This is a genomic window from Streptomyces sp. NPDC000941 (assembly GCF_053599555.1).
Map to the genome: position 1 here is coordinate 1 of NZ_JBSFMM010000205.1, position 19994 is coordinate 19994.

Consider the following 19994-nt stretch of genomic DNA (forward strand, 5'->3'; position numbering starts at 1 on the left):
TTGCGCCCGCCCCCTGGGGGGCTACCGCCCCCCCCGCTCCCTCCACCCCCGCCCTGTCGGCCTGTTCGGCCGCATGGCGAGCGCGGGCGGAGGCCATGGTCGGCTGGAAGCCGCGCAGGAAGCGGAACCGCTCCGCCAGGGCGATCAGCCGGGCGCCGGCCGTACGGGCCGCCGCGTCCCCGGTGCGCTCCGCGCGGTCGAGTTCCACCATGGCCAGGGCCAGCAGCAGCGCGCCGCACACCGGGAGGTCCATCAGATAGGCCGGGGGCTTCTCGACGGGGTGGCTGAGCATTGTCCACAGCTTGTGGGGAAGTACGCGGACGGCCTGCGCGATCAGGTCGAGCCGGCCGTAGTGCGCGTGGGCGACCACGGCGGCGGCCTCGATCTCCAGGGTCCAGGGCTCCAGACCGGGCGGATCGGTGCGGTAGAACGCGCGCTCGCCGCCCTCCGACGCCCCGACGGCCCGCCGCCACTCGCGGCAGCCGGCCTCGGCCTCGCCGCGCGCGAGCAGCAGCTCCGCCCGCATGCCGAGGCCGAAGGCGAACGCGCCGACCGTCTCCGCCTCCTCCTCCGTCCCCGTCTCCGCCTGCCGTTCGGGCGTCTCCTCCTGCCGTTCGGGCGGCGTCAGCGGCAGCCATCGCTCCGCCTCGTCGACGGCGCCGAGTTGCAGATTGGCGAGGATCAGGGCCGCCTTGACGCCGGTGACGTCCCCCCACGGCATGCTCCCCTCCATCAGCGTCAGCGCCGCGAGCAGATGGCGCCGGCCCTCCTCGCCCCGTTCGGCCTGCAGGGACAGTTCGCTGATCCGGGTGCGGGCCAGGACCTCGACCCAGTCGGCGCCCCGGCCCCGGAACGCGTCCAGCATCCTCTCGGCCGCCCGGATCGCGCCGTCCACGTCGCCCTGCCGCTCCAGGACATAGCTCGCGAGGGAGTTGGCGACGACCGCCAGCAGCGGTTCGTCGCTGTCGCACAGCGCGCGCAGCGGGGCGGGATCCGGCCCCAGCACCTCGGGCGCGGCGGCCATCACGGTCGCGATGGCCCGTGTGAGGGTGTCGGGCGGGGCGGGCGGCAGCCGGCGCAGGGTGACCAGCGGGCGGCCGGCGCGCAGCCCGACGACGGTGAAGGTGTTCGCGGTGAACAGCGCCGTGGCGGTCCGGGTGACCTCGATGAGCGCGGGGTCGGACCCCCGCTCGGGTCGGTAGTGCGACAGCAGCCGGCTGCTCTGCTCGGCCAGTGCGGCGACGCGTGTGTAGTTGCCCTCGACCGTCCACAGGGACGCGAGTACGGCGGACGTCGCCGCGACCGCCGGGCCGTCGTCGCGGGCCAGCCCGTACCGCAGGGCGTGGACGAGGTTGTCCTGCTCGGTCCGGATCCGGTCGAGGGGCGCGAAGAAGTCGCGTTCATGGGGCGAGTCGTGGTGCGCCACACCGAAGTCGCGGGCCCACGCGAGGAAACGGCCGATCACGCGGTCGGTCTCCCCGGCCGCCTCCCGGTGGGCGGTGCTGAACTCCCGTACGGTCTCCAGCATCCGGAAACGCGCCCCCGCCGGGGTGTCGGCGACCTTGAGCAGCGACTGGTCGGCCAGGTCCGCGAGCACCCCGAGGGCGTCGTCCTCCTCGCCCTCGTCCTCTCCCTCGGCGCCCAGGAGGTGGCACGCGGCGTCCGCCGTGAATCCGCCCGGGAAGACGGACAGCGCCCGCAGCGCCGCCTGTCCGGCCGGATCCAGCAGGTTCCAGCTCCAGTCGACGACGGCGTGCAGCGTACGGTGGCGGCTGGGCGCGTCCCGCGCGCCGCCGCGCAGCAGGGTGAACCGGTCCTCCAGGCGGCGGGCGATCTCCGCGACCGACATGACCCGGACCCGCGCGGCCGCCAGCTCCACCGCCAGCGGCAGCCCGTCCAGGTGGCGGCACAGCTCCTCGACGGCGTCGGCGGGCAGATCGGCGCCGGGCCGTACCGCCCGCGCCCGCTGCTCGAACAGCTCGACCGTCGTCGCCCGGCTCAGCTCCGGCAGCAGATACACGGCCTCGGAGGACAGGCCGAGCGGCGCCCGGCTCGTGGTGAGCACCCGCAGGTCCTGCGTCATGGACACCAGGTGGTGCACCAGCTCGGCGGCGGCGCGGATGACGTGCTCGCAGTTGTCCAGCACCAGCAGCACGGGCCCGGGGCCGAGGGCGGCCAGGATGCCGCTGAGGACGTCCGTCGGCAGGCCCAGATGGCCGACCGCGCCGACCGCGCCGGGCGGGGCCTCGCCGACGCCGAGCACCGACGCGACCTCCCTGACCACGTCCTCGTCGGAGGTGACGCCCGCGAGCCCGACGAAGTACACGGCGCGCCGCTCGGCCCGTCGGCTCACCGCGTGTGCCAGCCGCGTCTTGCCCAGGCCGCCGGGGCCGACGACCGAGGCGACCCGGGAGGCGTGCAGCAGCTCCGCCACCGCGGCGATGTCCTCGTCGCGGCCGAGCAAAAGATTGGGCTCGTACGGGACGCCGTGGCGCACCACCGGCGCCTCGCCGCGCAGCAGTTCCTCGTGGACGGCCTGGAGCGCGGGTCCTGGGTCGGTGCCGAGCTCGTCGCGCAGCGCGCGGCGGTAGGTGTCGTACCTGGTCAGCGCCGCGGACGGGCCGAGCGTGGCCGCCTCGCAGCGCAACAGCTCCAGCAGCACCTCCTCGTCCCGCGGCCGCTCGCGGGCCAGGCCGTCCAGCGGCTCGGCCGCCTCGGCCCGGCGGCCGAGCCGGGACAGGGCCAGCGCGCGGGCGCGCGCCAGCGTCCGGTACGTCGCGGCCCGCTCCGCGCGCAGGGCGGCCACCGGGTCCTCGGCCGCGGCGCCCCGCACCGCGCCGCCCCGCACCGCGCCGTCGGCCTCGCCGCCCGGGTCGCCCTCCCACAGCGCGAGGCCGGCCTCGGCGTGCGCGAGCGCGGCGGCGTGGTCGCCGGCGCGCGCGTGCCGGGCGCTCGCGGCCGCGCTGAGCAGGACGGCGGAGCTGTCGACCTGGTCCTCGGGCAGGGCGAGGCGGTAGCCGGTGGGGGTGCTGGCGATCACATCGGCGCCCAGCTGGGAGCGGGCGCGGGAGACCAGGATCTGGAGCGCCTTGGTCGGGTTCTCCGGCCGGTCCTCCGGTCGGTCCTCCGGCCAGAGCCCGTCCACCAGCCGCGCGGTGCCGCAGCCGGTACGCGGCTCACCCGCGAGAAGCGCGAGCAGGCCGCGCAGCCGGGGCCCGGTTATCTCGCGGCCGCGGCACGAGATCCGCGACAGCAGGGTCAGCTCGGTGGTCACCGGGTCAGATTAGCCAGTCGGCGCATTGGCCGGTCAGCGAGTTGTCGCCGCGATACGGCCGTCGCCGCCCTACGATCGTGTCCGCCGTACGGTCAGGGCTCGACCGGCTCCAGTCCCTTCGTCTCGGCGGTCGCCGCGCGCAGGGCGGGCGCCGCCCGTTCGAAGTAGCGGCGCAGCACCCGCAGTTCGTCGTCACCGAAGCCGTCGAAGACCTCGGCCATACGGCGGCGGGCCGGCCCGAACGCCTTCTCGTCCGCCTCCTCCGGCACGGGCACGGCGGCCACCACGACCCGCCGCCGGTCCACCGGGTCGGGCCCGCGGCGGACCCAGCCCGCCCGCTCCAGCCGGTCGACGAGGCGGGTGGTGGCGCTCTGCGACAGTCCGATCCGCTCGGCCAGAACGCCGGTGGTGAGCGGGCCCGCGAGCTCCAGCGCGTTCAGGGCGTACAGGTCGGTGGGGTTCTGCCCCAGGGCGTCGGCGGCCGCCTGTCCGTGCAGTACGACGGCGGTGAGATAACTCCGGTAGACGCCCGCCAACTCCCCGAGCAGCGACGCGCGTTCCTGGTTTCGTTCCTCGTCGCGTTCCCGGTCGCGTTCCTGGTCGGCCATGGTGTCGTGCCCCTCTTCCGTCATGTCGCCCCACGCCCCCTTGCCAACTTCATGCACGCCCGCATACATTGCATGCACGCAAGCAAGTTTATCAGCACCGGAGGAACACCCATGACCACCGCCACCACCGAAGACATCGCGACCACCGACACGGCCGCCGTCCGCGCCCTCTTCGAGGCCAACAGCCGGGCCTGGGGCGACACCGAGGCATTCGCCGACACCTTCACCGAGGACGCCGACTACGTGACCTTCTTCGGCGGTCGCATGACCGGCCGCGACGGCATCGCCGACGGACACCGCGGACTCTTCGAGGGCGTACTGAAGGGCTCCCGGCTCTACGCCGAGATCGACTCCCTGACCTTCCCCGCCCCCGACACCGCCCTGATCCACTCGCGCGGCGCGGTCCTCAAGGGCAAACGGACCAGGCCCTCCGCGCGGGCCATGTCGGTGCAGACGTACGTCATGACGCGCGGCACCGACGGCCGCTGGCTGATCCGCGCCTTCCACAACACCCGCCACCGCCCGCGCGTCGAGGCGTTCAGCAACTGGCTGGCCGACCGGTTCGGCCCCGGCGGGAGGTGAGCCGGCGACCCGACGGCAGCCGGGGCGCCGGAGCGCCGGGACGCTGAGAACCCATGCCCCGCTCAGAACCCGCGCCCGCCGACCGCTGTACGCCCCACCACCGCGCCCAGCTTGCGCAGCCGCCGCCAGTCCATGGGCGGCTTCACCGCCGGGACGCCGGGCCGGGCCCGGGGGACCCGTACCCGCAGCGCGCCGGGCGCGATACGGCAGCGCACCGGGACCGAGACCATCAGCGCCTCGCCGTCCACGCCGACCTCGATCTCCTCGCGGTCGGCGTCCACCAGCACCTCCTGGGCGGTCCGCACCGTCAGGCCCGCGGCCTTCCGGCCGCGCAGCAGCCCGGCGGCCTGGGCGGCGTTGTCGACCTTGACGCCGAGGACGCCGAGCGTGCCGGAGTTCAGCAGCTCGCGGCGGCCGAGCCCGGCCGCGTCGCCGGTGCGGTACGGGTTGTTGCTGACCAGCAGGGCCTGGGGAGCGGGGATCTTGACCCCGTCGGCCTGCGCGATCATGCGGGGGCCGCGCTGGCGGGTCAGCAGGTCGGGCAGCAGCTCCAGGGTGGTGCGCACCTTGTCGTCGCGGTAGGCGGGGCTCTGGACGACCGCCGCGTACGCGCCGAAGGACGCGTTGTTGACGAAGGGATGCTCGTTCGCGTAGCCGAGGTCGACGCGGAGTTCCACGCCGTCGGTGAGCGCGTCCAGACAGGTCGACGGGTCCTCGCGGTCAAGGCCGAGGTCCAGCGCGAAGTGGTTGCGGGTGCCCGCGGAGATCACCAGGAAGGGGAGTCCGCGCTCCACCGCGACGGCCGCGACCAGCGCCTGCGTACCGTCGCCACCCGCCACACCCAGCAGATCGGCGCCCGCGTCCGCCGCCTCCCGGGCCAGGGCGGCCACGTCCTTCGGATGGTCCGGATCGAGCAACACCACGCGCGCGCCCAGCCGTTCGGCCTTCTCCTTCAGCCCGAACCGCCCGACCTTTCCGCCGCCGGAGCGCGGGTTCATGATCAGGAAGGGGTTCCGCGGCGCGGGGGTCTCGTACTCCGGCACCGGTACGGCGCCATAACCGGTGCTGCGGATCGCGGTCCGCCCCGCCCAGACCGCCACTCCCCACAGCGCCAGGGCGACCATGACCACCCACAGCAGGTTCCGCGCGTCGTAGAACCCGATCACGGTCAGCGGCGCCGCCACCGCCAGAACGGCCGCCGCGATCCGGATCAGGCCGCGGCGGGTCAGCACCCACCAGACGGAGGCCGCGGTCACCGCCATACCGCCGAGACCGACCACCAACAGGATCAGGCTGGCGGTCCCGGCGAAGATCATCGGCAGCAGTACGCCCAGCGCGGCGGCGGCCAGGGACAGCCGTGCCGACCAGCGCTGCGCGGCATGGGCCCCCTCGTCGGGATCCAGCACCATCGGCCGTCCCCGGCCCGGCATACCACTCAACGGCGTTCTCGATCCTCTTGACGCTCTGGGCACCTTCGGCACGTTCGACAGCGCGTCATGTTAGGCCGTACGGCGGGCCGTTCGTGCCCACCCGCGCCAAGAGCATGTCCGCGTCACCCTGGAGGACGGGCAGTCGGTGGGATGTGGTTCACCGAACCGGCCCATCACCTGGTCCGATTACCGCCAGACAGCGCCCGGACCGGCGGCGAAGAATGGCCGCGTGCTCGATTTCGACATCTGCTACCGGGCCATGGCCAGCCGCGACGCGCGGTTCGACGGCGCCTTCTACGTGGCGGTCACCTCGACCGGCGTCTACTGCCGCCCGGTGTGTGGCTCGCGCACCCCGAAGCGGGAGAACGTCCGGTTCTTCCGGGTCGGGGCGGCGGCGGAGGCGGCGGGATTCCGGGCGTGCCGACGGTGCCGCCCGGAGGCCGGACCCTCGTCGCCGGAGTGGAACGTCCGGGGCGACCTGGTCGCCCGCGCGCTGCGGCTCATCGCCGGCGGGGCCGTCGACGAGGCGGGCGTGGCCGGGGTGGCGCGGCAGCTCGCGGTGAGCGAGCGCCATCTGCACCGGCAGCTGGTCGCGGAGGTGGGCGTGGGACCGCTCGCCCTGGCACTGAACCGCCGCGCCCAGACCGCGCGGCTGCTCATCGAGGCAGGCGCCCTGCCCCTGGCGGATGTGGCGCTCGCCGCCGGATACTCCAGCGTCCGGCAGTTCAACGACGGCATCCGCACCGCGTTCGGGCGCTCGCCCAGCGAGCTGCGCGGAGCACGGACGCCGCACGACGACCGGCGGGCCCAGCGGTCCGGGCCGCTGGCGCTACGGCTGCGATACCGGCCCCCGCTGAACGGCACGGCCCTGGTGACGTGGCTACGCGACCGTGCGGTCCCGGGCGTGGAGGAGGTCGACGGCGACCGTTACCGCCGTACGCTGCGCCTGCCTCGGGGCTCGGGGGTCGCCGAGCTGGATCTGAACAGCGCCACCTCCGGCGGCCGCGAGCCGGTCCCCGAGGTGCGGCTGCGGCTGTCCCTGGACGACCTCCGCGACATCACGGCCGCCGTACGGCGCTGCCGCGACCTGCTCGACCTGGACGCCGACCCCGCCGCCGTCGCAGACGCCCTGGGCCCGGACCCGCTGCTCGGCCCCCTGGTCCGGGCCGCGCCCGGCCTGCGGGTGCCGGGCTGCGCGGAGGGGTTCGAGCTCGCCGTACGTGTCGTCGTCGAGCAGTACGCCCCGCTGGACGAGGCCCGTCGGCTATGCGGACGGCTGGCTGCTGGCTACGGCGAGCCGGTCGGTCCGGCGGCCGGGGCCGGACCGGCCGGGGACGCCGGATCGGCGGCCGGGGCCGGACCGGGACAGGCGGCACCCCCTGGCCGGGAGGGCGGACCGGGCCAGAAGACGCGATCGCCCCGGGCCGACTCGGTTCATGACTGGGGCGCCCCGGCCCCGGTGGCGGGACCCACCCGGCTGTTTCCCTCCGCCGCCGCGCTCGCTGCCGCCGACCTCACCGCGCTCGGACTCGGCGACCAACCGGCCGCCGCCGTACGGGCCCTGGCCCGCGCCGTGGACGGCGGGACGCTGCGGCTGGGCCGGGACGCGGACCGGGAGGAGGCCACGGCCCGGCTGCTCGCCCTGCCCGGGATCGACCCCTGGGGTGTCCAGCGCATCGCGGCGCATGCGCTGGGAGACCCCGACGCCTTCTCCCCCGAGGACCCGGGGCTCCGCCGAGCGGCCGGCCGAACGGCCCCCGAGGAGCTGGCCCGGCGCGCCCGTGGCTGGCGGCCGTGGCGCTCGTACGCCGCCATGCACCTGTGGTCCGCGCCGCCGGACCACACCGCCTGACCACGCCTCCTCACCACCTCACCACCTGGCCGCCCTGCCGACTCGGCGCCCGACGCGCGCGACGCCCGGGTGCGGGCTCCCCATGCCTCACACCAACCAGCAGAACGGGACACGACCATGTACGCCGCGACGGTGCCGACCCCGCTCGGCCCCTTCACCCTGGTGACCGCCCCGGAGGGCATCCTCGCCGCGGGGTTCACCGAGGACCCCGCCGTCCTCCTCGCCGAGCTCCCCCGGCCGCTGCAGAAGCACCGACCGGCCCTGGGCGGCGCGGCGGTGGAGCCGTACACCTCCGCCGTGACGGCCTATTTCGACGGCGAGTTGACGGCGCTCGACGCGCTCCCCGTCGTCTGTTCCGGCAGTGACTTCCGGCTCGCGGCCTGGCGGGAAATGCGCCGGGTGAGGCCCGGAGCCACCATCAGCTACCAGGAGCTGGCGGCCCGCGCGGGAAGCCCCGCCGCCGCGCGGGCGGCGGGCGCCGCCTGCGCGTACAACCTGGTGCCCCTGGTCGTGCCCTGCCACCGCGTACGCCGGGCGGACGGCACCCTGGGCAACTACTACTACGGCCTGGACGCCAAGCGATGGCTACTCGCCCACGAGAGCGAAAGCGGTGTCCGGTGAGGGCGTACGCGCGGGTCCTGGTGCGGCCGGGCGGGTTCGGCCGGCTGTGGCTGGGCACCACCGTGTCGCTGCTGGGCGACGGAATGACGTTCCTGGCCCTGGCGTGGCTGGTGCTCGATGAGGGCGGCGCCGGCCGGCTCGGGCTGCTGGGCGTCTGCTTCACCGCGCCCGTCGTGGTCGGCGGGCCCGCGACAGGGCTGCTGCTGGACCGGTACGACAAGCGGACGCTGCTGATCGCCGACAGCGTGTTCCGGGCGGTGTGCGTGGCGTCGGTGCCGCTCACGGCCGCCTTCGGTGGCATGCCGGCCGCCCTGCCGTTCGTCGTGGCGGTGGTCTACGGGCTGCTCAAGATGGTTCCGTTGGCGGGTTTCCCTGCGGCGATACCGCAACTCGTCGACGACGAGAACCTGGACACCGCGAACGCACTGGAGTCGCTGGCCTTCAGCGTCTCGACCGTCGTCGGCCCGGCCCTGGCCGGTGTCCTGGTCGGCGCGATCGGCGCGGCCGACGTGCTGCTCGTCGACGCCGCCTCGTATCTCGTCCTCGCGGCCCTGGCCGCGACCGTACGGCAGCCGCTGTCCCCGCCCGCGCGCACCGGGAACCCGGCGCGGGCGAAGCCGTCCCTGAGGAGCGTGGCCGGTGACCGGGTCATCGTGGCCACGACGGCGGCCTTCATGCTCTTCAACATCGCCGAGGGGATGCTGCTGCTGGTGGTCGGCCCATGGCTGGCGAGGCACCAGCTGGGCGGCGGGGCCTCGACCCTCGGCGCGCTGACCGCCGCGCTGGCGGCCGGGGAAGTGGTGGGCGCGGCGCCCACCGGGCGCGGGCGGCCCGGACGGGCTTCGCCGCGGCTGATCGGGCTGTGCCAGGCTGCCGCCGGACCGGCCTTCCTGGCCGTACTGGGGGCGCCCAGCGCCCTGGTGGTCGGCGTCGGGTACTTCGCGGTGGGCGCGCTGAGCGCGCCGATGACCGTATGGGCCCAGTCGCTGCGGATGCGCCGTATCCCGCCCGCGCTGCACGGCCGGGCCTTCACCGCGCTGCGTACGCTCATGCAGAGCACGCCGCCGCTCGGCTCCGTGCTCGCCGCCCCGCTCCTGGCGCGCGGCGAGCTGACCGCGGCCGCGGTGATCATGGCGGGGGTGGCCGGCCTGCCCGGGCTGTGGCTGATGCTGGCCGTAGACACTCAAGAAGCCTGAGCCACCAGGCCATTCACCCGGCGGGCCCGACCGTACGGGCGACGAGATCGCACCAGCCCGCCTCCAGCCGCTCCAGCGCCATACCGCGCTGCCGGATCAGATGGTGGATGAGCGCGGGCTCCAGGTAGCCCATCAGCGTCTCCGCCAGCAGTTCCACATCGCCCTCGGCCCGCGCCTCGCGCAGCAGCATGGTGATGTGGGTGAGCCGGACCTGGCGCGGGGCCACGGCCAGGCGGCGGCCGGCGGGCGGATCCCCGGCCAGGTAGAGGTCGAGATACGCGAACATGTGCCGGAGGGTGGTCACCCCGAACGCCGCCAGCCGCTCCGCGGCCGGGGCGCCGGGCCCCAGCGGGGGCGGGCCGGTGAGAAACGCCTGCTGGTATGCCTGCTCGGAGTGGTCGAGCAGGGCCTGGAGCAGACCGGTGCGGTCACCGAAGCGCCGGAAGACCGTCCCCTTGCCGACCGACGCGGCGCAGGCGACCGCCTCCATGGTCAGCTTCTCCACCCCCTGCTCGGCCACCAGCCGTACAGCCGCCTCCAGCAGCCGGGCCCGGTTGCGTACGGCGTCGGCCCGCATCGGGGGCGCCTGGCCGGCCATGGGCAGCAGCGGCCGCCCGGCCACGTCCACAGATGGCGACGTGGGAGGGGGAGGGGGCTGGGACGGCGCTGACGAGTTCATGATGGGCCATCGTAGCGGACCGCGGTCCGCTTAGGCTAAAGTGGACCGCGGTCCGATTATCTGGTACAACCTTCAACTAGTGAGGTCCGCACCGCGGGCGCCTATCGATCTTGGAGAACTCATGTCTGTTCGCATCCTCGCCCTGGTCGGCAGCCTCCGTGCCGGCTCGACCAACCGCCAGCTCGCCGAGACCGCCGTGAAGATCGCCCCCGAGGGCGTCGAGATCACGATCTTCGAGGGCCTGGCCGAGATCCCCTTCTACAACGAGGACATCGACGTCGAGGGGTCCGTACCCGCCGCGGCCGCCAAGCTGCGCGCCGAAGCCGGCGAGGCCGACGCCCTCCTGCTCTTCTCGCCCGAGTACAACGGCACCATGCCGGGCGTCCTGAAGAACGCGATCGACTGGCTGTCCCGCCCGTACGGCGCCGGCGCGATGTCCGGCAAGCCGGTGGCCGTCGTCGGCACCGCCTTCGGCCAGTACGGCGGCCTGTGGGCGCACGACGACGCCCGTAAGTCCGTGGGCATCGCCGGCGGCACCGTTGTCGAGGACATCAAGCTCTCCATCCCCGGCTCCCTGACCCGCTTCGCCGAGCAGCACCCGTCGGACGACGCCGAGGTCACCGGCCAGCTGACCGACGTGCTCACTCGCCTGACGAAGGAAGCCGGCGCCGCGAAGGCCTGAGCCCCCGACTCGCCCCAGCGGGCCCCGTCGACCGAACACGGTCGGCGGGGCCCGCTCGCCTTACGGGGCCGTTACGCTGCCGCCGAGACAACGATGCCGCCGCATCCGACCAGCGGGAGCACCCGTGGAATTCATCCACCACACCGACGGCGAAGCCCTGAGCTGCGCCTCCTTCGAGCCTGCCGAGCGCGCCTCATCCGCCACCGGCCGCGCCGCCCGCGTGGTGATCATGCACGGGGCCGGAATCGGCAGCAAGGAGCGGAGCGTCCCGCTCGCCCGCGACTTCGCCGCGGCGGGCCACCCCTCCCTCGCGTTCGACTTCTCCGGACACGGAAACAGCTCCGGAAAGCTGGCGGAGCTGAGCCTGGAGCGGAGGTTCCGTCAGGCGCTCGGCGTCATCGAGGCGTTCGCCCCCGACGGCGGCCCGCTGGCGCTGGCCGGCTTCAGCATGAGCGGCCAGACCGTCGCCGATCTGACCTCGCACCTCGGCGGCCGGGTCGAGGCGATCTGCCTGTGCGCACCGGCGGCGTACGGACCCGAGGCGTGGCCGGTGCCGTTCGGGGACGGCTTCACCGAGCTGATCCGCCGGCCCGAGAGCTGGCGCCCCAGCACGGTCTTCGACGCGCTCGGCGCCTTCACCGGCCGCTCCGTCCTGGTCGTACCCGAGCGCGACGAGGTCATCCCGCCCGAGGTCACGGCCGGGATCGAGCAGGCACTCCGTACGAAATCCCGGTTCTCCAAGGTGGTCCTGGACGGCGCCGACCACCAGCTCGGCCGCTGGCTCTCGGACCACCCGGAACACCGCGCCCGCCTCGTGGATCTGTGCACCCGGCCGCACGACCCGGACCACACCGACCTGGCGCGGGCCTGAACTTCAACAACCTCGATACGACCCCAGTCGGTGGCGTTGACGCCACGGGCGTAGTGTCCGAGCCTCGACATCAGCAGGACGAGGGGGGCGTGGCCATCCATGGCGACGGACGATGCCGTACGCGGCTGCACGGGTGTGCTGGTCGTCGGCACGCGCGGCCCCACGGGCCCCGGCGAGGTCCTGGTACGGATCAGAGGCGGCTCCGAAACCTTTCTCGCCTGGTCCGACGAGCCCTTGCCCGAGGGGGCGTCCGTGCTCGTGATCGACTGCCGCGGTACGCGCCAGGTCGATGTCGTCGAGTGGGCTGATCCGTTGAACGCGTTGGCCGGCGAGGCCGGCAACGCAGGCTGAGGAGACGAAAATGTTCGGTTACCGCGTTCCCGCCCCCGACGAGGCGATGCTCATATCCGGTGGCAGGCGGGGCCAGGGGGGTGCGCCGTTCCGTGTGGTGACCGGGCACGGCAAGTTCGTACTCCCGGTCTTCCGCAAGACCCGGTTCCTCACCCTGGCGATGTGCGAGGCGGAGGTCGCCGAGAGGTGTGTCACCAAACAGGGCATCGTGCTGACGGTCCGCGCCGTGATCGCCTTCAAGGTCGGCAATGACACCGAGAGCATCGTCAACGCGGGCCAGCGATTCCTCTCCGACCAGGACCAGATGTCCATACTGACCGGCCGGATCTTCGCCGGGCATCTGCGCGCCATCATCGGCTCGATGACCGTCGAGGAGATCATCACCGAGCGGCAGAAACTCGCCACCGAGGTCCTGGACACCTCCAAGACCGAGATGGCGAAGATCGGTCTGACCGTGGACTCGCTGCAGATCCAGTCCATCGACGACGGCGACACCGGCTACATCGCGGCGATGTCGGCCCCGCACAAGGCCGCCATCCAGCGCCAGGCCCAGATCGCCCAGGCCCAGGCCGCACAGGCCGCGGCCGAGGCGGAGCAGGCCGCCGCCCGGAAGCAGGCCGAATACGCCCGGCAGACCGCCGTGGTCCAGGCCGAGTACTCGGCGGAGGTGGACCGCGTCCAGGCCGAGTCCGCGCAGGCCGGACCGCTGGCGGAGGCCCACGCACAGCAAGAGGTGCTCGCCGCCCGGACCGAACTGGCCCAGCGCGCGGCCGACCTGCGCCAGCAGCAGCTCGTAGCCGAGATCGTCAAGCCCGCCGAAGCCGAGGCCGAGCGGATCCGGGTGCTTGCGCTGGCCGAGGCGGAGCGGATGCGCATCCAGGCCGAAGCCGCGGCCTCGCACGGCCGGGTGGCACTGGACCGCATGCTCATCGACCAACTGCCGCAGATCGTCAAGGAGGCCGCCTCCGGGCTCTCCGGAGCCAATGTCAACGTCCTCAACGGCGCCGACGGACTGGGCGAGATCGCGGCGGGCCTGGTCGGGCAGGGCCTGACGATCCTGGACTCGGTACGGCGCAACCTGGGGTCGCCGGAGGGTGATGCGGAGAAGAGCGGCGGGGCTGAGGGCGGCAAGATCGAGATCCGCTGAGGGCGGATGGCCGGACGGCTACGTGTCGTCCGGCCGCCGTACGTCAGCACATCTGGTAGTCCCGCCGGTCCGGGAACGTCACCCGGTTGAGGTTGCACCGGTGCGGCGCGGCCCCCGCACATCGCGCATGCTCCCTCAGCGCGACGCTGACCAGGCACAGCAGCACATCCGCGTCCCGCTCGTTGTCCAGGTGCACGGTCACCCACTGCGAGTCCGGCACCAGCCGGATCGCCGTCGACCGCCCCAGGTGGACGGCCAGGTGCCGGATGGCCGGTTCGGTAAGGTGCAGGTCAGCGTCCCGGCCGGAGTGGAAGTGCACAATCTCGCACTCCGCCGTCCGCACCGCACTGCCCATGCCACAACAGGCCGGGCCCACGTCGAGGTCCGGCCAGTCCCGCAGTCGCTCCATGGCCCGATGCGCCACGCTCACGGATACATCCTCCCCCGGTTTCCCGGGGGCTCACCCTCGCGTTGCCTGACCGTAACCATCCGATGTGACAAGCCGATTGGGCTCGCACGGCCGAGAGCGCACTGCAGATGACCAGCAAGCGCGCGTTTCGGGGGTTGATGCAATAAGTGATACCAGCAGGGCGACTCGGACAGCACTCCACGGAGGACGAGGGTTGTGACGCCGCGACCTCCTTGCTACTCTGCAGTAGCAAGGAGCGTTGGAAAAACAAACTTACCTGTCCTCGCTGAAAGAGGAGGCGATCGCCATGCGCGACGCCGTCATCGTCGAAGCCGTCCGCACCCCCATCGGCAAGGGCAAGCCCGGCGGCGCGCTCGCCGGGGTGCATCCGGTGGAGCTGCTGGCGCATACGCTGGGCGCCCTCGTCGAGCGGAGCGGGGTGGACCCGGCCCTGGTCGACGACGTCATCGGCGGCTGCGTCGACCAGGTGGGCGAGCAGGCCATGAACCTCACCCGGTACGCATGGCTCTCCGCCGGTTTCCCCGATACGGTCCCGGCTACCACCGTGGACCGGCAGTGCGGGTCCTCGCAGCAGGCCGTGCACTTCGCCGCGCAGGGGGTGATCTCCGGGGCGTATGACCTGGTGGTGGCCTGTGGGGTGGAGTCCATGAGCCGGGTGCCCATGTGGTCGAACGTGCCGGAGGGCGTCGATCCGTTCGGGCCGGGGATCGCGGCCCGCTACCCCGAGGGGCTGGTGCCCCAGGGGATCAGCGCCGAACTGATCGCCGCCAAGTGGTCCCTGACGCGCGACCAGATGGACGAGTTCGCCACCGCGTCCCACCAGAAGGCGGCCCGCGCGACCGCCGAGGGCCGGTTCGCCGCCGAACTCGCGCCCCTGACGGCTGACGGGCGCACGGTGGACACGGACGAGTCCATCCGGCCCGCCACCACGCCCGAGGTCCTGGCCGGACTGCGGCCGGCCTTCGCCGACCCCGGGTTCGCCGAGCGGTTTCCGCAGATCCAGTGGTCGGTGACGGCGGGCAACAGCAGCCCGGTCAACGACGGCGCCGCCGCGCTCCTCATCACCACCAGCGAAACCGCGGCCCGCCTCGGCCTCCGCCCCAAGGCCCGGCTCCACAGCTTCGCCGTCACCGGCTCGGATCCCTTGCTGATGCTCACCGGCGTCATCCCCGCCACGGAGAAGGTGCTGCGCCGCGCCGGGCTCGACCTCGCGGACATCGACCTGTTCGAGGTCAACGAGGCATTCGCCAGCGTGGTCCTGGCCTGGCAACAGGAGACGGGCGCCGACCCCGCCAAGGTCAACGTCAACGGCGGCGCCATCGCCCTCGGCCACCCCCTCGGCGCCAGCGGCGCCCGGCTGATGACCACCCTGGTCGGCGCCATGCGCGAGCGCGGCGCGCGGTATGCGCTGCAGACCATGTGCGGGGCGGGCGGGCTCGCGAACGCGACGGTGCTCGAAGCCATCGGGTAGGTCGTTGTAGGTCGTTCGGTCGGGGGCTCGCCCGCTGTGCTGTGCTCCCCGTGTCCTCTCCGGTGTTGCTCGCCGTCGGCTTCCGTCCGGGGGCCTTCGTCACGCCTGGCGGGACGCCCCGTCCGGCCATACGACGTCCACGGGCAGGTCCGCCTCACGCGCCTCGTACACCACATCCGCCATGCCGCCGCCCTTGCCGGTCGGCGGCTGCCCGTTCCACACGGCCACAAGACGGTCCGCCCGCTCCAGCAGTACGGCGTTCGCCGCTTCGTACGCCTCGCAGTTCGCCGTAGCATGCGGCATCACCAGCACCTCGTCCGCCGCGTCCAGCCGCCCGCCCACGGCCAGGACCGCATCCGCGAACAGGCTGTCGCTGCCCCGCGCGATGCACGACACGCCAACGAGGGTGGAGGGGTCGTACGCGGCGAGGACCCTGGCCAGTTCCTCGCGCACCAGCGGCACCGAGTCCTCGCTGATGTCCATGTGTCCGGTCACGGCGATCGTCGCCATCGTCGCATTCACCTCGTCATGCGGTCAGCGGGCTCCGGATGCTACAGCGGACATCGGCCCCGGCCCGGGGCACGCCGTCCGTGGCTTCACCGCCGCGGGCGTGCGATCAGCCGGATGTCAGGGCCTGATCGCGCGACGTCCAGCAACTCGCACCGCAAGATGTCTTCCACGGTCTCGATGGTGCCGCCCTGGAGCGCGCTCTTACCGCGGCCGAGGAGCGCGGGCGCGATATAGGCGATGACGCGGTCGACCAATCCTGCCGAGACGAAGGAAGCGGCGAGCGTGGGCCCGCCTTCGAGGAACATCCCGCGCACACCACGGGAGGACAACTCGCGCAGCAGCGCATCGAGATCCAGGCCCTCCTTCGCCCTTGGAAGCCGGATGACGGTCGCGACCCCGTCCAGGTGCGTGGCGTCCGCGTCCTCGGCCACGGCGATGATCGTGGGCGCGGCGTCGTCGAGCACGCGGGCGCCTGCGGGCGTGCGCGCGTTGCTGTCGACGATGACCCGCCACGGCTGCTCGTCGACCGGTACTGCCACCTTCAGCCTGGGGTCGTCCACCGCCGAACGCACAGCGAGGTGCGGATTGTCGGCCTGCTGCGTACCGGAGCCCACCACAGTGGCCTGGCAGGCCGCGCGCAGGGCATGGACCTCGGCCCGGGACTCTGCGCTGGTGATCCACTGGCTGGTGGAATCCGCTGCGGCGATCCGTCCGTCCAGCGTGGCCGCGTACTTGTAGACGACGTAGGGGCGGCCCTCGACGGTGGTCCATTCGTCGGCGCCGACCAACTCGCTGATGTTCATGGGTCCCTTTCCGGAGGCTTATGCCGGTGAGCCTAGGTCAGACGGTGGCGATTGCTTCGGTGAGGCTCTTGACCATCGCGGTGGTCCGCCAGGGCGCGAGGCCGGTAACGACCCGACGCAGCTCTGTGGTGGTGCGACGTGACTCCGTCTCGCGCGTGATCTCCAGGGCTTCCATGGCGGTGGCGCAAGCCGCATCGGGGGAACGGTTGGCGGCGTGAGCGTTGGCGAGACGTGCCAAATGGAGCCCGCGCTCGCGTTGGTAGGTGTCAGGCCAGCTATGGAGGGCCCGCTGGTAGGCGCTCAGGGCGTCGGCCGGTTTACCCAGGCGAAGGTAGCAAGTCGCCCGCTGAGCCTCGGCGTAGGAAGAGTTGCAGTACCCCCCAAGCTGATCGGTCAATGCATCGTCTCCGCCGACGAGTGCGTCAGCGGCGTCGAGCGCGCGCAAGGCATCGACCTCGTCGCCGACGAGCGCATGGCCATGCGCCTCCTGGAGATGGGCCGAGGCGCGGATACGTGCGGGCACATCGCCGCGGACATGTAGCGCAGCCGCCGCCAAACCAACCGCCCGCTGCTGCTGCATCAGACTGACGGACTGCTGGGATTTGCGCATCAGGATGAACGCCTGGAGCACGGGATCGTCGGCCTCCTGCGCCCATTCCATGGCACGGTCGGACCACCAGAGGCCCTGGTCGGGGTGGCCCAGGTCCTCGTACAGCCATCCGGCGAACTCTGCCCACTCGGAGGCAGTCTCGAGGATGCTGCGGCGGAGGGCACCGGAGGCTGCGGGGAGCAGCTGCTGCTCGATGACGGTGAGGTGGTCGTGGACGGCGCTGATGGCGGCGTGCGGTCCGTAGAGCCCGTCTGACTGCACCAGCGTGGCACGGAGCTGGCGGAGGTGGCCAACGACGGCTGGATTGATCGGGCGGCGAGTCGTGGAGCCGGCCGGGGTGGGAAGTATGCCGAGAACAACCGCCGCGCCCAGGAAGTCGCGACGGTTTACATCAGCGTTGTGCGTGGTGCCCCCGGCCAGTCCGACTTCAGAAGGATCCATCCCGAGCCGGTCAGCGACGAGGGCAAGCACATCGACGTCGCGGGCGGACTGACGACCGCGCTCTAACCGGCTGATGGTGCTCTGGCTGTACCCGCACATGTCGGCCAGTTGCCGTTGGGTCCACCCACGCCTGCGGCGGGCGGCTGCGATGGCCTCACCTGCACTGCGGTGGTTTGCTGACTGCGCCATATCCGGTCCCGGTCCGAGGTGAACGTTGCTCGACAAGGAATACCCACAGTAGCGGCCCGGTCGCAGGCGTATGCAGGCTCTGCATACGCGCAGCGCCTGATGCATGCGCCCGGTACGGCGGCAAGGGCGTAAGGGTTGTCTGGATGCACTGGGAGAGACGCTCCGCCGGAGGCATCTTCATGACGTTCACTCAGCCCATCCCCGTCCCATGGACGCCGCCGAGCGGCCGTAGCGCACAGTTGCAGTCCGCTGGCCGAGCGTGGGACGTCGTACGCGTCTCGCGCTTCATCGGCAGACCGGCCCTGGATTCGCTCGGCGGAGCCACAGGCGCGGTCATCGAGAATCCGATCGACGGGGTGCTGTACTGGCTGATCGAACCGGGCGCCGCCGCCGCATGGGACATGAGCCTGCTGCCCTCCGTCCAGGTATGGGGGGCGACCGCCTATATCGAGGTGCCACCAGTGGCCCGCACGACCGGGCCCGGCGTGCACTGGCGCGTGCCGGTCCGGTGCGGCCGGTACTTCACCGAGCCGACGGCTCTCCTCGCCGCGCTGAAGATCGCCACCAGCGCGGCGCTCGGCCCACGGGAAGGGGCCACCCGGTGACCGAATGCTGCTATCGCTGCGACAAGCCCACCCGCGAACCGATCACCGTGCTCCGCCCAGCCGCTTCCGGGCCCGGCTGTCTGCGGCACCTGTGCCCGGAGTGCAATCGCCGACAGCCGCACCCCGACGCCGACCTCTACACGGTGCTCGTCACCCTGCAGCGGGAGAGGCAGACGAGGTGACCGTCCCCGTCGGCGCCCGGCAGATGTCCCCGTACTGCGCGCTGTACACCGCCGAGCCCAACACCACGCCCGACGAGATCCACGCCTTCTGCAAAGGGCCCGGCGAGGTACGCGCGGCACCCATACCGCCCGCGACCGTTGGCGCGCTCATCCTCACCGTCCGCTGTGGCTGCGACTGCCACAAGGCGGACGCCACATAGACCGGTGGGCCGCTGGTGGCCCACCCCACAGACCCCTCGCCCCGGCCTCCCGCTTGCAGGCCAGTGGCCGGGACGAGGACCGCGCAACCGCGCGGGGGACACCCCAACTCACAGGAGGCCCAGTGCGATTACAGCACGCCGCCCGTCACGACCCGGACGACGGCGACACCATGCCCGACACCGACACCCCAACATCCGGCGGCCAGACGCCCGGCGACTCCGACGACGGACGCCAGTACGCGCACTAGCCAGACCGCGGCCCCGTCCTCAGACCGCCCCCGCCGCAGGGCGGGGCCGCTCCCCACCACACCGGAGCCCTCCATGCCCGATCACTGGCACTGCTACCGCTGGACCGGAGAACGCCGAACCTACGACAGTGAGTCCGCGCGTCGGCCGCCCCATCTCGTCGTCCACGACATCACGCCCCAGGAGTGGAAGCAGATCGCGACCGCCAGCCCCGCCTTCATGGCAAGCGACGTACCACCCCTGGAGGTACCGCACTGGCTGCTGCGCCCAGCCAGAACGATCAAAGCCACCTTCCAGGAACCGCAGAAAGCCTCAGCCTGGTACCGAGACCAGGTCACCCAACTGACACCCACCTTCATGACCGACCACGACAAGAACCCCACCCGACAGGCCGAACGCTTCGCCGCCGCCGAAGACCGGCTCAGCTGGGGCGGAGACGTCATCGGCGGCTGGTATCTGCGCGGCACCGGATTCGCCTCGGTGCAGGTGGTCGCCTGCAGCGCGAACCGGGCCCGCCCGACCATCCCCTGCCCCATACTCCCCTAGCCACCGCCGGAAGATCCCACCTGATGCCTCGCCCGGAACGCCGATGGCCCCCGCGGGGGCGGGGGCCATCGGGGCGGGAAGCCGGGGGGAGTCGGCTCCCCGGGTCTGTGGGCCGAGTTGGTCGGCCGGTCGTCAGCTGACCGAGTGGGCTGAGCGAGTCGGCTGGCCTATCGGCTGGGTGCTTCAGTCGAGGGCGTTGGTCAGGTCGCTCTGCCAGTAGGTGACCTGGGCGGTGTCGTCGATGTAGACGGAGCCGCCGGGGAGTTCGACGGACTTGGAGTCGTCGGAGCCTTCGAGGTAGACCTCCAGGGAGGTGACCTTGTAGCCGTTCTGGCCCGAGCCGTCGGCGGAGGAGGTACGGATGCCCGCGTACGCGGTCTCGCCGGGGGCGAGGGTGACCACGGCCTGCGGCTTGCTGTCCTCGTACACCGGGGTGGCGGCCTGGGCGTCCTCGCCGAACTTCAGGAT

The 19994-nt window shown here is 72.6% G+C and carries 23 protein-coding genes; 14 read left to right on the forward strand and 9 right to left on the reverse strand.

The window, feature by feature from the left end; translation table 11 throughout:
* A partial coding sequence (locus ACWDSL_RS41930) for an ATP-binding protein (RefSeq protein ID WP_450493485.1) occupies positions 1 to 3274 on the reverse strand: 3274 nt, incomplete at its 3' end.
* Positions 3275 to 3366: 92 nt separating this feature from the next.
* Positions 3367 to 3951, reverse strand: coding sequence for a MarR family winged helix-turn-helix transcriptional regulator (locus tag ACWDSL_RS41935; protein WP_450493517.1), 585 nt, complete (start codon positions 3949 to 3951; stop codon positions 3367 to 3369).
* A gap of 42 nt (positions 3952 to 3993) precedes the next feature.
* Between ACWDSL_RS41935 and ACWDSL_RS41940 the strand changes: the two genes are divergently transcribed.
* Complete coding sequence (locus ACWDSL_RS41940) at positions 3994 to 4464, forward strand: SgcJ/EcaC family oxidoreductase (protein ID WP_450493487.1); 471 nt, start codon at positions 3994 to 3996, stop codon at positions 4462 to 4464.
* 62 nt (positions 4465 to 4526) lie between these two features.
* Here the strand turns inward: ACWDSL_RS41940 and ACWDSL_RS41945 are convergent, their stop codons facing one another.
* A complete protein-coding gene (locus ACWDSL_RS41945; RefSeq protein ID WP_450493488.1) occupies positions 4527 to 5873 on the reverse strand; it encodes a diacylglycerol/lipid kinase family protein in 1347 nt (448 codons plus the stop codon).
* Between the two features lie 250 nt (positions 5874 to 6123).
* On the opposite strand from ACWDSL_RS41945, the gene ACWDSL_RS41950 reads away from it, so the two are divergent.
* The 3 genes from ACWDSL_RS41950 (at position 6124) to ACWDSL_RS41960 (ending at position 9563) form a co-directional block, all read left to right on the forward strand.
* On the forward strand, positions 6124 to 7746 hold the full coding sequence (locus tag ACWDSL_RS41950) for a DNA-3-methyladenine glycosylase 2 family protein (protein ID WP_450493490.1): 1623 nt from the start codon (positions 6124 to 6126) through the stop codon (positions 7744 to 7746).
* 117 nt (positions 7747 to 7863) lie between these two features.
* A complete protein-coding gene (locus tag ACWDSL_RS41955) occupies positions 7864 to 8367 on the forward strand; it encodes a methylated-DNA--[protein]-cysteine S-methyltransferase (protein WP_450493491.1) in 504 nt (167 codons plus the stop codon).
* A complete protein-coding gene (locus tag ACWDSL_RS41960) occupies positions 8364 to 9563 on the forward strand; it encodes an MFS transporter (protein ID WP_450493492.1) in 1200 nt (399 codons plus the stop codon). The genes ACWDSL_RS41955 and ACWDSL_RS41960 overlap by 4 nt, the downstream gene beginning before the upstream one ends.
* A 13-nt stretch (positions 9564 to 9576) precedes the next feature.
* Here ACWDSL_RS41960 and ACWDSL_RS41965 read toward each other — a convergent pair whose 3' ends face one another.
* Positions 9577 to 10242, reverse strand: coding sequence for a TetR/AcrR family transcriptional regulator (locus tag ACWDSL_RS41965; protein WP_450493494.1), 666 nt, complete (start codon positions 10240 to 10242; stop codon positions 9577 to 9579).
* Between the two features lie 121 nt (positions 10243 to 10363).
* Between ACWDSL_RS41965 and ACWDSL_RS41970 the strand changes: the two genes are divergently transcribed.
* From ACWDSL_RS41970 to ACWDSL_RS41985, 4 genes are all read left to right on the forward strand, one after another.
* On the forward strand, positions 10364 to 10924 hold the full coding sequence (locus tag ACWDSL_RS41970; RefSeq protein WP_450493496.1) for an NAD(P)H-dependent oxidoreductase: 561 nt from the start codon (positions 10364 to 10366) through the stop codon (positions 10922 to 10924).
* A 124-nt stretch (positions 10925 to 11048) separates the two neighbouring features.
* Positions 11049 to 11795: an alpha/beta hydrolase gene (locus ACWDSL_RS41975; protein ID WP_450493498.1), complete on the forward strand. Its 747-nt coding sequence runs from the start codon at positions 11049 to 11051 to the stop codon at positions 11793 to 11795.
* A 99-nt stretch (positions 11796 to 11894) separates the two neighbouring features.
* Complete coding sequence (locus ACWDSL_RS41980; RefSeq protein ID WP_450493499.1) at positions 11895 to 12146, forward strand: hypothetical protein; 252 nt, start codon at positions 11895 to 11897, stop codon at positions 12144 to 12146.
* A gap of 10 nt (positions 12147 to 12156) precedes the next feature.
* Positions 12157 to 13293, forward strand: a complete 1137-nt coding sequence (locus ACWDSL_RS41985; RefSeq protein ID WP_450493500.1) for an SPFH domain-containing protein — start codon at positions 12157 to 12159, stop codon at positions 13291 to 13293.
* 43 nt (positions 13294 to 13336) lie between these two features.
* Here the strand turns inward: ACWDSL_RS41985 and ACWDSL_RS41990 are convergent, their stop codons facing one another.
* Positions 13337 to 13723 (reverse strand): luciferase domain-containing protein, encoded by a 387-nt coding sequence (locus ACWDSL_RS41990; RefSeq protein ID WP_450493501.1) that lies wholly within the window; start codon positions 13721 to 13723, stop codon positions 13337 to 13339.
* 286 nt (positions 13724 to 14009) lie between these two features.
* On the opposite strand from ACWDSL_RS41990, the gene ACWDSL_RS41995 reads away from it, so the two are divergent.
* Positions 14010 to 15194 carry a thiolase family protein gene (locus ACWDSL_RS41995; RefSeq protein WP_450493518.1) on the forward strand — a complete coding sequence of 395 codons (1185 nt, stop codon included), beginning with the start codon at positions 14010 to 14012 and terminating at the stop codon, positions 15192 to 15194.
* 99 nt (positions 15195 to 15293) lie between these two features.
* Here the strand turns inward: ACWDSL_RS41995 and ACWDSL_RS42000 are convergent, their stop codons facing one another.
* The 3 genes from ACWDSL_RS42000 to ACWDSL_RS42010 all read right to left on the reverse strand — a co-directional run bounded on the left by ACWDSL_RS42000 (position 15294) and on the right by ACWDSL_RS42010 (position 17747).
* The gene (locus ACWDSL_RS42000; protein ID WP_450493503.1) at positions 15294 to 15704 is read right to left on the reverse strand and encodes a hypothetical protein; all 411 of its coding nucleotides are present in this window, start codon (positions 15702 to 15704) and stop codon (positions 15294 to 15296) included.
* An 86-nt stretch (positions 15705 to 15790) separates the two neighbouring features.
* Positions 15791 to 16507, reverse strand: a complete 717-nt coding sequence (gene ribD / locus ACWDSL_RS42005) for a bifunctional diaminohydroxyphosphoribosylaminopyrimidine deaminase/5-amino-6-(5-phosphoribosylamino)uracil reductase RibD (RefSeq protein WP_450493505.1) — start codon at positions 16505 to 16507, stop codon at positions 15791 to 15793.
* Between the two features lie 37 nt (positions 16508 to 16544).
* Complete coding sequence (locus tag ACWDSL_RS42010) at positions 16545 to 17747, reverse strand: helix-turn-helix domain-containing protein (RefSeq protein ID WP_450493506.1); 1203 nt, start codon at positions 17745 to 17747, stop codon at positions 16545 to 16547.
* A gap of 179 nt (positions 17748 to 17926) precedes the next feature.
* On the opposite strand from ACWDSL_RS42010, the gene ACWDSL_RS42015 reads away from it, so the two are divergent.
* The 5 genes from ACWDSL_RS42015 (at position 17927) to ACWDSL_RS42035 (ending at position 19526) form a co-directional block, all read left to right on the forward strand.
* Positions 17927 to 18352 carry a hypothetical protein gene (locus ACWDSL_RS42015; protein ID WP_450493508.1) on the forward strand — a complete coding sequence of 142 codons (426 nt, stop codon included), beginning with the start codon at positions 17927 to 17929 and terminating at the stop codon, positions 18350 to 18352.
* A complete protein-coding gene (locus ACWDSL_RS42020; RefSeq protein ID WP_450493510.1) occupies positions 18349 to 18534 on the forward strand; it encodes a hypothetical protein in 186 nt (61 codons plus the stop codon). Before ACWDSL_RS42015 ends, ACWDSL_RS42020 begins: the two co-directional genes overlap by 4 nt.
* Positions 18531 to 18734, forward strand: coding sequence for a hypothetical protein (locus ACWDSL_RS42025; RefSeq protein ID WP_450493511.1), 204 nt, complete (start codon positions 18531 to 18533; stop codon positions 18732 to 18734). The genes ACWDSL_RS42020 and ACWDSL_RS42025 overlap by 4 nt, the downstream gene beginning before the upstream one ends.
* A gap of 122 nt (positions 18735 to 18856) precedes the next feature.
* On the forward strand, positions 18857 to 18982 hold the full coding sequence (locus ACWDSL_RS42030; RefSeq protein WP_450493513.1) for a hypothetical protein: 126 nt from the start codon (positions 18857 to 18859) through the stop codon (positions 18980 to 18982).
* A 73-nt stretch (positions 18983 to 19055) separates the two neighbouring features.
* Positions 19056 to 19526, forward strand: a complete 471-nt coding sequence (locus ACWDSL_RS42035) for a hypothetical protein (RefSeq protein ID WP_450493515.1) — start codon at positions 19056 to 19058, stop codon at positions 19524 to 19526.
* A gap of 183 nt (positions 19527 to 19709) precedes the next feature.
* Here the strand turns inward: ACWDSL_RS42035 and ACWDSL_RS42040 are convergent.
* On the reverse strand, positions 19710 to 19994 hold a 285-nt coding region (locus ACWDSL_RS42040; RefSeq protein WP_450493516.1), incomplete at its 5' end, for a DUF4232 domain-containing protein.

Excerpts from the sequence above, each read along its gene's own strand:
- ACWDSL_RS42000 (WP_450493503.1), bottom strand. The coding sequence starts at position 15,704 with ATGGCGACGATCGCCGTGACCGGACACATGGACATCAGCGAGGACTCG.
- ACWDSL_RS41965 (WP_450493494.1), bottom strand. The coding sequence starts at position 10,242 with ATGAACTCGTCAGCGCCGTCCCAGCCCCCTCCCCCTCCCACGTCGCCA.
- ACWDSL_RS41970 (WP_450493496.1), top strand. The coding sequence starts at position 10,364 with ATGTCTGTTCGCATCCTCGCCCTGGTCGGCAGCCTCCGTGCCGGCTCG.
- ribD (WP_450493505.1), bottom strand. The coding sequence starts at position 16,507 with ATGAACATCAGCGAGTTGGTCGGCGCCGACGAATGGACCACCGTCGAG.
- ACWDSL_RS42010 (WP_450493506.1), bottom strand. The coding sequence starts at position 17,747 with ATGGCGCAGTCAGCAAACCACCGCAGTGCAGGTGAGGCCATCGCAGCC.
- ACWDSL_RS42035 (WP_450493515.1), top strand. The coding sequence starts at position 19,056 with ATGCCCGATCACTGGCACTGCTACCGCTGGACCGGAGAACGCCGAACC.
- ACWDSL_RS41935 (WP_450493517.1), bottom strand. The coding sequence starts at position 3,951 with ATGTATGCGGGCGTGCATGAAGTTGGCAAGGGGGCGTGGGGCGACATG.
- ACWDSL_RS41955 (WP_450493491.1), top strand. The coding sequence starts at position 7,864 with ATGTACGCCGCGACGGTGCCGACCCCGCTCGGCCCCTTCACCCTGGTG.
- ACWDSL_RS42015 (WP_450493508.1), top strand. The coding sequence starts at position 17,927 with ATGACGTTCACTCAGCCCATCCCCGTCCCATGGACGCCGCCGAGCGGC.
- ACWDSL_RS41985 (WP_450493500.1), top strand. The coding sequence starts at position 12,157 with ATGTTCGGTTACCGCGTTCCCGCCCCCGACGAGGCGATGCTCATATCC.
- ACWDSL_RS41940 (WP_450493487.1), top strand. The coding sequence starts at position 3,994 with ATGACCACCGCCACCACCGAAGACATCGCGACCACCGACACGGCCGCC.
- ACWDSL_RS41995 (WP_450493518.1), top strand. The coding sequence starts at position 14,010 with ATGCGCGACGCCGTCATCGTCGAAGCCGTCCGCACCCCCATCGGCAAG.
- ACWDSL_RS41945 (WP_450493488.1), bottom strand. The coding sequence starts at position 5,873 with ATGGTGCTGGATCCCGACGAGGGGGCCCATGCCGCGCAGCGCTGGTCG.
- ACWDSL_RS41980 (WP_450493499.1), top strand. The coding sequence starts at position 11,895 with ATGGCGACGGACGATGCCGTACGCGGCTGCACGGGTGTGCTGGTCGTC.